9 protein-coding genes are annotated in these 10,194 nt (G+C 72.2%); 1 reads left to right on the forward strand and 8 read right to left on the reverse strand.

Features of this window, described 5'->3' with window-relative positions; all coding sequences use genetic code 11:
* Positions 1 to 120: 120 nt before the first annotated feature.
* The 6 genes from E1293_RS39315 to E1293_RS39340 form a co-directional block, all read right to left on the reverse strand.
* Positions 121 to 1,041, reverse strand: coding sequence for a Rossmann-like and DUF2520 domain-containing protein (locus tag E1293_RS39315; protein ID WP_243717227.1), 921 nt, complete (start codon positions 1,039 to 1,041; stop codon positions 121 to 123).
* 106 nt (positions 1,042 to 1,147) lie between these two features.
* Positions 1,148 to 3,646, reverse strand: coding sequence for an ABC transporter permease (locus E1293_RS39320; protein ID WP_132203950.1), 2,499 nt, complete (start codon positions 3,644 to 3,646; stop codon positions 1,148 to 1,150).
* Positions 3,646 to 4,419: an ABC transporter ATP-binding protein gene (locus E1293_RS39325; RefSeq protein ID WP_132203952.1), complete on the reverse strand. Its 774-nt coding sequence runs from the start codon at positions 4,417 to 4,419 to the stop codon at positions 3,646 to 3,648. Before E1293_RS39325 ends, E1293_RS39320 begins: the two co-directional genes overlap by 1 nt.
* A 313-nt stretch (positions 4,420 to 4,732) precedes the next feature.
* The gene (locus E1293_RS39330; protein WP_243717229.1) at positions 4,733 to 5,023 is read right to left on the reverse strand and encodes a chaplin family protein; all 291 of its coding nucleotides are present in this window, start codon (positions 5,021 to 5,023) and stop codon (positions 4,733 to 4,735) included.
* Between the two features lie 160 nt (positions 5,024 to 5,183).
* A complete protein-coding gene (locus E1293_RS39335; RefSeq protein ID WP_132203956.1) occupies positions 5,184 to 5,885 on the reverse strand; it encodes a response regulator in 702 nt (233 codons plus the stop codon).
* 67 nt (positions 5,886 to 5,952) lie between these two features.
* Positions 5,953 to 7,122 carry a sensor histidine kinase gene (locus E1293_RS39340; protein WP_132203958.1) on the reverse strand — a complete coding sequence of 390 codons (1,170 nt, stop codon included), beginning with the start codon at positions 7,120 to 7,122 and terminating at the stop codon, positions 5,953 to 5,955.
* Positions 7,123 to 7,257: 135 nt separating this feature from the next.
* On the opposite strand from E1293_RS39340, the gene E1293_RS39345 reads away from it, so the two are divergent.
* The gene (locus tag E1293_RS39345) at positions 7,258 to 8,271 is read left to right on the forward strand and encodes an SAM-dependent methyltransferase (protein WP_341770241.1); all 1,014 of its coding nucleotides are present in this window, start codon (positions 7,258 to 7,260) and stop codon (positions 8,269 to 8,271) included.
* Between the two features lie 15 nt (positions 8,272 to 8,286).
* Here the strand turns inward: E1293_RS39345 and E1293_RS39350 are convergent, their stop codons facing one another.
* Positions 8,287 to 9,495, reverse strand: a complete 1,209-nt coding sequence (locus E1293_RS39350) for a cytochrome P450 (protein ID WP_132203960.1) — start codon at positions 9,493 to 9,495, stop codon at positions 8,287 to 8,289.
* A 27-nt stretch (positions 9,496 to 9,522) separates the two neighbouring features.
* Complete coding sequence (locus E1293_RS39355; protein ID WP_132203962.1) at positions 9,523 to 9,960, reverse strand: MarR family transcriptional regulator; 438 nt, start codon at positions 9,958 to 9,960, stop codon at positions 9,523 to 9,525.
* Positions 9,961 to 10,194: the final 234 nt, after the last annotated feature.

The following is a 10,194-nucleotide window of genomic DNA, read 5'->3' on the forward strand; positions in this document are numbered from 1 at the left end:
CGTGTCCGGTGAGCGCACACGAGCACCTCCCGGCCAGATCGACAGATCCGGTTGAGGACCCTTGGTCAGTCAGTCGGTGGGTCAGACCCCGCCGGGAGGTGCTCACCTACATCCTCACTGTCAGTCGGCCAAGGCTTCGAGGAGGCGTTCGGCGTCCTCGGGCTTGAGGAGGCCGGCGCCGAGGGCGCGGTCGGCGGTCAGCCGGGCCAGGGCGACGTAGGCGCGGCGGCTCTCCGGGGACACCTTGGACAGTTCGGCGACGTGGCCGGCGACCGTGCCGGCGTCGCCGCGGGCGACCGGGCCGGTGAGGCCGTCGATGCCGAGGCGGAGGCCGTTGTCGAGGGCGGCGCCGAGGAGCGGGCCGAGCATCCGGCCGGGTTCGGCGACGCCCGCGCGCGACAGCAGGTCCATCGACTCGATGACGAGGGTGACCAGGTGGTTCGCGCCGCCGGCGAGCGCGGCGTGGTAGAGCGGGCGGGCCTCTTCGGTGATCCAGACGGGCTCGCCGCCCATCTCCAGGACGAGCGCCTCGGCGACCGGCCGCAGCGGCTCGGGCGAGGTGACGCCGAACGTGATGCCGGTGAGCCGGTTCACGTCGTCCGGACGTCCGGTGAAGGTCATCACCGGGTGCAGGGCCAGCGGCAGCGCGCCCGCGCGGGTGAGCGGGTCGAGGACGGCGGTCCCGTACCGGCCGCTGGTGTGCAGGACGAGCTTGCCGGTCACCGCGACGCCCGCCGAGACCAGGCCGGTGGCGAGTTCGGGGAGCTCGTCGTCCGGGACGGTCAGCAGCACCAGGTCGGCGGCGGCGACCACGTCGTGCGGCGTGGCGACGTCCGCGCCGGGGAGGCGTTCCTCCACGCGGGTCCGCGACCGCTCGGAGACGGCGGTCGCGGCGACCACGCGGTGGCCCGCGCGCGCCAGCGCGGCGCCGAGCGCCGTGCCGACGCGGCCGGCGCCGACGACGCCGACCGCGAGGCGCGCGGGCCGGTCCTCCGGGGTCTCCGCGGGCATGCCGGAAGAGGGCGTGACCTGTGGGTCCATCGGTTCGTTCCAGTCCTCAAGGTGGGTACCGGACGTGCGCGCACCAATGTACCCGCGGGACCCGGCCGCGCGGTCCGGTGGGTGACGATCGTCACCCGGCCCCTATTCAGTCATGCGCGAGGGACTCGACGATGGACGTCCGCGCGGCGCGGCGCGCGGGCATGACGGCGGCGACCATCCCGGCCGCGCCCGCGAGGACGACGAAGCCGATCACCTGCAGGTAGGGCAGTGCGAAGACCGAGTCGGACGCCATCGCGTTCGTCGCGGCCCAGCCGAACCCGATCCCGAGGACGACCCCGGTGAACGCGCCGATCACGGCCATGACCAGGGCCTCGACCGACAGCATCCGGCGGAGCTGGCGCTTGGTGAGGCCGAGGGCGCGCAGCAGCGCCGACTCGCGGGTGCGTTCCACGACCGACAGGGTGAGCGTGTTCGCGATGCCGAACAGCGCGATGATGATCGCCAGCCCGAGCAGCCCGCCGAAGATCATCAGCATCATGTCGATCGCCTTGGTCAGCGTCTCCTCGAACTCGGCGGAGGACACCACCTTCGCGGCCGGGTAGGGCCGCGCCGCCTCGTCCACGGCCTTGCGGGCCTGCGACGAGGGAAGGCCGTCGCGGGTCTTGACGTAGATGTCGACCGGGTCCTGGGCACCGAAGTACCGGGTGAAGTCCGACTCCGGGATGATGATCCCGTCGAGGCTCGCACCGGCCTTGTACACCGCGGTGATCTTGACCGGGACGGTCCCGTGCGCCGTTTCGACCTGGACCGTCTCCCCGAGGCCGGGGCCGGACCTCGCGACGGTGTCGTCGTCCACCATCGCGGTCCCCGGCTTGAGGGCCGCGGCCAGCGTGCCCTGCTTGATCTCCGGCTTGAGGATCTTGCCGAGCGCCGACCTGGTGATCGTGTAGATCTCGCCTTGGTCGTCGTCTCCGACCTTGGTGTCCTTGCGGTGCGACTCGACCACGTCGGTGACCTCCGGCCGCTTGCGCAGCGCCTCGGTGAGCGCCTGCGGGACGGATCCGTCGTAGTCCTGCGCCCGGACCTGGAACTGGACGGGGAACTGCTCCTCCAGCTCGGACGACGCCGTCGCCTTGCCGCTCGCCGCGACGACCGCGAACAGGCTCACCAGCCCGACGCCGACGGTCAGCGCGATCGTTGTTGTCGCGGTGCGGCGGGGCGCGCGCTGCGCGTTCGCGACCGCGAGCCGTGCCGGGACGCCGCCGAGCCGCGCCGGGACCGCGCCCGCGAGCCGTCCGAGCGGGCGGACGAGCGCCGGCATCGCCGCGATCACGGCGAGGAAGAACACACCGCCGGCGAACGCGACCGTGAACATCGCGTTCTGGCCCTTGCCCATGACGAGTGAGCCGAGCACCCCGAGGCCCAGGCCCGCCGCGCCGAGCAGGACGGCGATCGCCGTGCGCAACCAGCCGAGCCGGAAGCGTCCGCTGCCGGGCTCCAGGTCCGCACGCAGCGCGGCGACCGGCGCGACGCGCGTCGCCGCCCTCGCCGGGAGCAGCGCGGACAGGACGGTCACGACGATGCCGACCGCCAGCCCGAGCACGATCGTCCGCACCGCGAGGGACGGCCCGGCGACCGCCACGCCGGCGTTGAACCTGCTGACCGCGACCAGCGCGCCCTCGCCGAGGCCGACCCCGGCGACGAGGCCGAGCAGCGAGCCGACCAGGCCGACGACGGCGGATTCGGCCAGGACGCCGCCGAACACCTGCCGGCGGGTCGCGCCGACGCAGCGCAGCAGCGCCATCTCCCGCATCCGCTGCGCGATCAGGATGGAGAACGTGTTGTAGATGACCAGGGCGGACACCAGCATCGCGACCAGCCCGAAGATCAGCAGCCCGGTCTGGATGATCTTGGTGTCGGCGCCCGCCGCCTTCGCCAGCCGCGCGCCGAGCTCCTCCCCTGTGTACACGTCGTACCCGGCGCCGGCCGCGGCCTTGACCGCGGCCTCGTTCCCGCCCGCTATGTCGAGCTCGCGGTAGGTCTTCTGGCCGGTCATCAGCATCGCGGTCGCCGAGTCGAAGCCCACCGCGCCGCGGAAGCTCGCCTCCTGGTCGATGCCGAAGTCGACCAGGCCGACGACCTTGAACTTGTGCACGCGGTGCTTCTCGCCCAGGACGGACACCGTGTCGCCGACGGTGTACCCCTCCCGCTTGGCGACCTTGGTGTCGAGGACGGTCTCGCCTCCACCGGACGGAGGCCGCCCCTTGTCGACGTCGTAGCGCAGCAGCCGTCCGGACGCCACGGACATGCCGACGGTCGGGGAATCACCGACCCCCTTGCCGTCCTTGCCGACGAGGGCGGCATCGCCCTTCACCACGCCGTGGACGTCCGTCACGCCAGGCAGCGCCCTGACCTTCTGGAGCAGTTTCGCGGGGGCGCCCTCGTCCGGGTCATCGCTCTTAGGCAGAACCGCGAAATCCACCTTGTCGGCCGATTTCGCGAACGTCTTGGCGACGCCCTTGTCCATCGTGTCCGTCAGGACGAACGTCCCCGAGATGAAGCCGACGCCAAGGGTGATGGCGACCGCCGTCAGAAGCAGCCGCAGCTTGTGGGCGCGCAGGCCCGCCAGAGTCGTGCGCAGCATCAGGCCCCCAGGCTCTTGAGCCGGTCGAGGACGGCGTCCGGAGTCGGCTGGACGATCTCGGACACCGTCTCGCCGTCCCGCAGGAACACCACCCGGTCGGCGTACGAGGCGGCCACCGGGTCATGGGTGACCATCACGATCGTCTGCCCCATCTCGCGGACCGAGGAGCGCAGGAACCCCAGCACCTCGGCGCCCGCCCGGGAGTCGAGGTTGCCGGTCGGCTCGTCCGCGAAGATCACCTCGGGGCGGGCGACGATCGCGCGGGCGCACGCCACCCGCTGCTGCTGGCCGCCCGACAGCTCGCTCGGCCGGTGCTTCAGCCGGTCGCGCAGCCCGAGGACGTCCACGACCTGGCCGAACCACGCCCGGTCGGGCTTGCGGCCGGACAGCTCCATCGGCAGCAGGATGTTCTGCTCCGCGGTGAGCGTCGGCAGCAGGTTGAACGCCTGGAACACGAACCCGACACGGTCGCGGCGCAGCATCGTCAACTGCCGGTCGCCCATCCCGGTGATCTCCGCGTCGCCGAGCACGATCCGGCCGCTCGTGACGGTGTCCAGCCCCGCCAGGCAGTGCATCAGCGTCGACTTCCCGGAGCCGGACGGGCCCATGATCGCGGTGAACGCGCCGCGGGCGAACCCGACGCTGACGCCGCGCAGCGCGTGGACGGCCGCGTCACCGGACCCGTACACCTTCGACACACCCTGGGCGGTGACGGCCGGCGGTACCGCCGCTGCTGGAAATCCCCCGGGCGGGCCGGTGAACGTGCTGGTCACGGTGACTCCTTCAAGGTCGTGGACGATCAGGCTCAACGCTAGGAATCCGCGCCGTCCCCGCCATCGCCCCCGCGGCCACGCTCCGCGTCCCTCTCACGGCTATCCGCCGCCCCCTCGTACGACCTGAGTCGTACGAACCCGTCACTCCTTCCACCGACGCGTACGGGCTCCCCGGCCATGCGCCGTCGCGGGATCCCGGTCGGCGGCTCATCTGAAGGCTCCCCCGGCCAGGCGCGAGTGCCTGAACGCCGAAGCGCCGGGGACCCAGGGCCCCCGGCGCTTCATCGACGGGCGCGGAGCCCGTACATGCGGATCAGTTGTGGCTGGATGCGCCGCCCTTGCAGCCGGCCCCCGCGACACCGATGACGGCGACGGCGTTGCCGCAGACGTCGACCGCGGCGGAGATCGGCACGATCACGTTGTTCCCGTTCAGGAGCCCGAAGTTGCCGGAGCTCTGGGCGTTGTACTTGGGGTGGCCGTGGCCGTGGTGGCCGTGGTGGTCCCAGCCACCGCCGTAGGTGGCGGCGTAGGCGGGCGTCGCGGCCAGGGCGGAGCCGGCGACGGCGAAGCCGAGGATGCCGGTGGCGGCAAGCTTCTTGAACACGAGAGTCCTCCCGTACATGGGCTTAGCAGGCCCGAGCTGACATTTGCCGACGTCGCCCGCGAAGACGGCGTCGCGTACGGTAGTTACCCAGCTACTCTCAGGTAGGCCAATAGTGAACACCATGATGAAGACAAAAAGTCATCACGGAGTGACCAAGCCGTTACAGGCCGTGACCTCTTTGACCGCTTTTGACCAGGCCCGTCTCATAGGCGAACACGACCGCCTGCACCCGGTCGCGCAGGCCGAGCTTCATCAGAATCCGGCCCATGTGCGTCTTCACCGTCGCCTCCGAGACGTACAGCCGACCCGCGATCTCCGCGTTCGACATGCCCCGCGAAACGAGCCGCAGCACCTCGCCCTCCCGCTCGGTCAGGGTCTCCAGCGCCCCGCCCGCCTTGTCCTCCGCGTCCGGCAGATGCACCGCGAACCGGTCCAGCAGCCGCTTCGTCGTACTCGGCGCCACCACCGCGTCCCCCGAGTGCACCGCCTTGATCGCCTCGATGAGCTGCGCCGGCCCCGCGTCCTTCAGCAGGAACCCGCCCGCGCCCGCCTTGATCGCCGCGAACGCGTACTCGTCGAGGTCGAACGTGGTCAGGATGACGACCTTCGGGCCGGACTCCGCCACCACCCGGCGGGTCGCCTCGATCCCGTCCATCCGCGGCATCCGGACGTCCATCAGCACCACGTCGGCCCGCGCGTGCCGCACCAGCTCGACCGCCTGCACCCCGTCGCCCGCCTCGCCCACGACCTCGATGTCGGGCTGCGCGTCCAGCACCATCTTGAACCCGGCCCGCACCAGCTCCTGATCATCGACCAGGACCACCCGGATCGGCCCCGCCACCCCGTCGCCCTCCACCGTCATGCCGCGTCCTCCCGAGGGGAGCGACCCTCGGGAAGCGGCCTGCCGCCGCTCCGCTCGCCGCACGTCGTCATGCCGCAACCTCCTCGTGCACGGGGATCCGCGCGATCACCTCGAAACCGCCACCGGGGCGGGGGGCCGCGCGGACGGTGCCGCCGTACACGGCGACGCGCTCCCGCATCCCGGCGAGGCCGTGGCCGCGACCGTCGTCGGCGGCCGCGGCGCCGCGGCCGTCGTCGTCCACCCGGATCTCCAGCGCGTCCTCCGCATAGCGCAACCGGACCGAAACGGTAACCCGCGGGCCACCATGCTTGAGCGTATTGGTCAGCGCCTCCTGGACGATCCGGTACACGGTGAGCTGGCGCCCCTCCGACATCGCCGCAGGCGTCCCGTCCACCTCGTACGCCACCGCCAGCCCGGACGCGCGGACCTGTTCGACCAGGTCGTCCAGCTGCGCCACGCCCGGCTGCGGCGCGAACGCACCCGCATCGTCGTTCTCTCGCAGGACGCCCAGGAGCCGCCGCATCTCCGCCAGCGCCGTCCGTCCCGTGGAGGAGATCGCTTCGAGCGCCTGCCTGGCCCGTCCCACGTCGGTGTCGATGGCGTAGGACGCGCCGTCCGCCTGCACCACGATCACGCTGACGTTGTGGGCCACGACGTCGTGCAGCTCACGGGCGATGCGCGCGCGCTCCGCGGCCATGGCCACCTTGACCTCGTTGTCGCGTTCCCGCTCCAGCCGCTCGGCCCGCTCCTCCACCGAACGCAGATACGCGCGGCGCGTACGCATGTGCAGGCCGAGGACGTACACACCCGAAACCAGCACCATCAGCGTGATGAAAGCGAGCCTCCGGTCGTCGCCGCCGGATGGATACCGGTACGTCGCCATCCCCGCACCCGCCACCGCTATCAGCAAGGCCCCCACCCCCCAGCGGACCGTGCGGCCCGCTGTGACCGTGTAGAGCCCAGCGAGGACGGCGACGTTCGCCGGCACCGGGATCACCCCCAGCAGGCACTGGACGCCCGAGATCGCGACGACCGCGGCGAACACCGTCCGGGGGTAGGTCCGGCGCAGCACGAGCGGCCCGGTCAGCACGACCGTCAGCAGCCCCAACTGCCACTTCTCGATCCCGTACGCGTCGTTCAGCAGCGACGGCAGGGACATCAAGAGGACGGGCAGCGCGAAGAACGCGTCCACCAGCGGCTTCTTACGCCGCAGCCACTCCCATGTGCTCGCCACCATGGCGACAGCGTACGTACCCGCAGATCAGTCCGGGATCAGCCGCAGGTCGGACCCGCGTCCACCGCAGGGAGGGGCTCACCGGGCCGCGCGCCGTGCGGCCCGCCGGACCCCGTTGCCCACGGTAACGTCGCTGTCGTGGAGTCGTTGGTTTCCGGATGGCTGACCTGGCGCACGGCGATGGACCGCGCGCTCTACGGGGAAGAAGGCTTCTACCGGCGCGGGGAGCGCCCGGCCGAGCACTTCCGGACCTCGGTGCACGCCTCGCCGCGCTTCGCCGCGGCCCTCGCCCGCCTGCTGGCCGAGGTCGACGCGCTGCTCGGCCACCCCGACCGGCTGGACGTCGTCGACGTCGGCGCCGGGTCGGGGCGCCTGCTGAGCAACATCCTGGGCTGCGTGCCGGCCGGCCTGCTCGACCGGCTCGTCCCGACGGCGGTGGAGATCGCGCCGCGCCCCGCCGAGGTCTCGTCCCGCATCGGCTGGCGCCCCGACCTGCCCGACCGCATCACCGGACTCGCCGTGGCCAACGAGTGGCTCGACAACGTGCCGCTGGACGTTGTGGAACGCACACCGGGCGGCATCCGGACCGTGCTCGTCGACCCGTCCACCGGCACCGAACGCCCCGGCCCCGCGCCGTCCCTCGAAGACCATGACTGGCTGGAACGCTGGTGGCCCCTGCGCGAACCCGGCGACCGCGCCGAGATCGGGCATCCGCGCTGCGCCGCCTGGGCCGCCGTGATCGGACGCATGTCCACCGGTCTGGCGGTCGCCGTCGACTACTCGCACTCGCGGGAGGCCCGTCCGGTGTACGGGACGCTGGCCGGCTACCGGGACGGCGCGACCGTCCCGCCCGTCCCGGACGGATCGTGCGACGTCACCGCCCATGTCGCGCTCGACGCCTGCACCGTCGCGGGCGAGCGCGCCGGCGCGACGTCCACCCTCCTGACCACGCAGCGGGACGCCTTGCGCGCCCTCGGCCTGTCCGGCACGCGCCCGCCGCTGGACCTGGCCCACCGCGACCCCCGCGCCTACCTCGCCGCCCTCTGCCACGCGGGCGAGGACGCCGAGCTGACCGACTCGTCCGGCCTGGGCGGTTTCGGGTGGCTCGCCCAGACCGTCGGCATCCCGATCCCCGCCGTCCTCAGCCCTTGACGGCCTCGTTTTCGCTCAGCGTTCGACGTGGAGGGCCTCCAGGCCGCGCAGGACGTAGCCGGGCTTCCACTTCGGCTCCGCGGCCAGGCGAAGGTCGGGTGCCGTGCGGAGGAGCGCGCCGAAGGACTCGGCGAGTTCGATGCGGGCGAGCGGCGCGCCCAGGCAGTAGTGGATGCCGAGGCCGAACGTGATGTGCGGGTTCGGGTCGCGGGAGAGGTCGAGCCGGTTCGGGTCGGCGAACACCTCCGGGTCGCGGTTGGCGGACGCGAACTGCAGCGCGACCTCGGCACCGCGCGGGATGCCGACGCCGGCGACCGTGATGTCCTCCAGGACCCAGCGTTCGAACATGGGCGCCGGGGTGTCGTAGCGCAGCAGCTCCTCGACCGCCGTCGGGACGAGTTCGGGCCGGTCACGAAGCCGCTCCAGTTCACCGGGGTGGCGGAACAGGGACCACCAGCCGTTGCCGGTCGCGTTGACCGTCGCCTCGTGACCGGCGTTCAGCAGCAGGACGCAGGTGCCGATCAGCTCGTCCTCGGTGAGCCGGTCGCCCTCGTCCACCACCTGGGTGAGCGCGGTGATGAGGTCGTCGCGCGGCTCGTCCCGGCGGGTGCGGGCCAGGCCGCGCAGGTAGTCGGAGAATTCCACGGCGGCGCGGACGGCGGTGTGCTGCGCCTCCTCCGGCGGGTTCAGCTCGTACATGCCGCAGATGCCGGCCGACCAGGGGCGCAGCAGATGCCGGTCCTCGGCGGGGACGCCGAGCATCTCGGCGATCACGTTCACCGGGAGCGGCTCGGCGACCTCGGCCAGCAGGTCGCCGCCGCCCTTGGCGGCGAGGGCCTCGGCCAGCTCGCCGGCCAGGCGCCTGATCGTCGGGCGCAGGCCCTCCACCATCCGCGCCGTGAACGCCTTGGACACCAGGCGGCGCAGCCGGGTGTGCGTCGGCGGCTCCACGTCCAGCATCCCGGCCCGGATGAGGTCCCAGAACGGCTTCAGGAACTCGGCCTCCGGCGCCTGCCCGAACTCCTCGTGGCCCGCGATGTGGAGGTAGGACCGGCCGAGCCGGCGGTCCCGGAGCAGCGCGTCGACGTCCTCGTACCGGCTGATCACCCACTGGCCGGTGGGCTCGTGGAAGAACACCGGGCGCTCGGCGCGGAGCCGCTCGAACGCCGGATACGGGTCCGCGACGAACTCCGCGGACCAGGGGTCATAGGCCAGATCGCTCATGGTCTGACGATATTCGCTTATCCGGAGTCATCCGGAGCGCGGCCGCCGGGGCGGGAGGCGCCGCGCCAGGGTCTCCAGCGCCGTCGTCACCTCGCCGGCATGCTCGGTACCGCCGAGAGCCCTTTCCAGCGCCGCGTCGATGCCGGTCGCGCGCACTTCGGCGACGCGCTCGGACGGCTCCTCCGCGGCGCGCACCAGCGACCGGCGCCGGTCGCGCGGGTCGGGCGCGGTCACCACCGATCCCGTCTCGCGCAGCCGGGCGACCGCGGTGGACACCTGGCTCTGCGGCAGCCCGGTGCGCTCGGTGATCTCCCCGACCGCGCTGTCCGGGTGGACGACGATGTCGCTGAGCACGATCAGGACCGCCCGCGTCCCGCCCGCCCCGCCGTCACGCGGCGCGGGCATCGCCTCTTCGCCGATCTTCATCAGCGTCCGCCCCAGCAGGAACAGCTCAACTCCGTTCACCCACCCAACTTACATCCTTCTCGATACATCTATCTTGATGTATCTATTTAGATGCAATACGATGCAGACCCACCCCACCGGACGGTCAGGAAACCGTCCGCCACGGGACGGCCGGGGAGCCGGTCACCGCCCCGTACCCCCGGTCAGACACCTGCCCGATGGCACGGCCCCGGCAAGCGCCTCACCAAACGGGGGCGGCCGAACCGACGCCTGCCCGCCCCCTGCCCCTGTCTC

The sequence above is a fragment of the Actinomadura darangshiensis genome, from assembly GCF_004349235.1.
Lineage (GTDB): Bacteria > Actinomycetota > Actinomycetes > Streptosporangiales > Streptosporangiaceae > Spirillospora > Spirillospora darangshiensis.

What these genes read in the sequence shown, in the direction of transcription:
- E1293_RS39315 (WP_243717227.1), bottom strand. Translation starts at nt 1,041, where the DNA reads ATGGACCCACAGGTCACGCCCTCTTCCGGCATGCCCGCGGAGACCCCG.
- E1293_RS39320 (WP_132203950.1), bottom strand. Translation starts at nt 3,646, where the DNA reads ATGCTGCGCACGACTCTGGCGGGCCTGCGCGCCCACAAGCTGCGGCTG.
- E1293_RS39335 (WP_132203956.1), bottom strand. Translation starts at nt 5,885, where the DNA reads ATGACGGTGGAGGGCGACGGGGTGGCGGGGCCGATCCGGGTGGTCCTG.
- E1293_RS39340 (WP_132203958.1), bottom strand. Translation starts at nt 7,122, where the DNA reads ATGGTGGCGAGCACATGGGAGTGGCTGCGGCGTAAGAAGCCGCTGGTG.
- E1293_RS39350 (WP_132203960.1), bottom strand. Translation starts at nt 9,495, where the DNA reads ATGAGCGATCTGGCCTATGACCCCTGGTCCGCGGAGTTCGTCGCGGAC.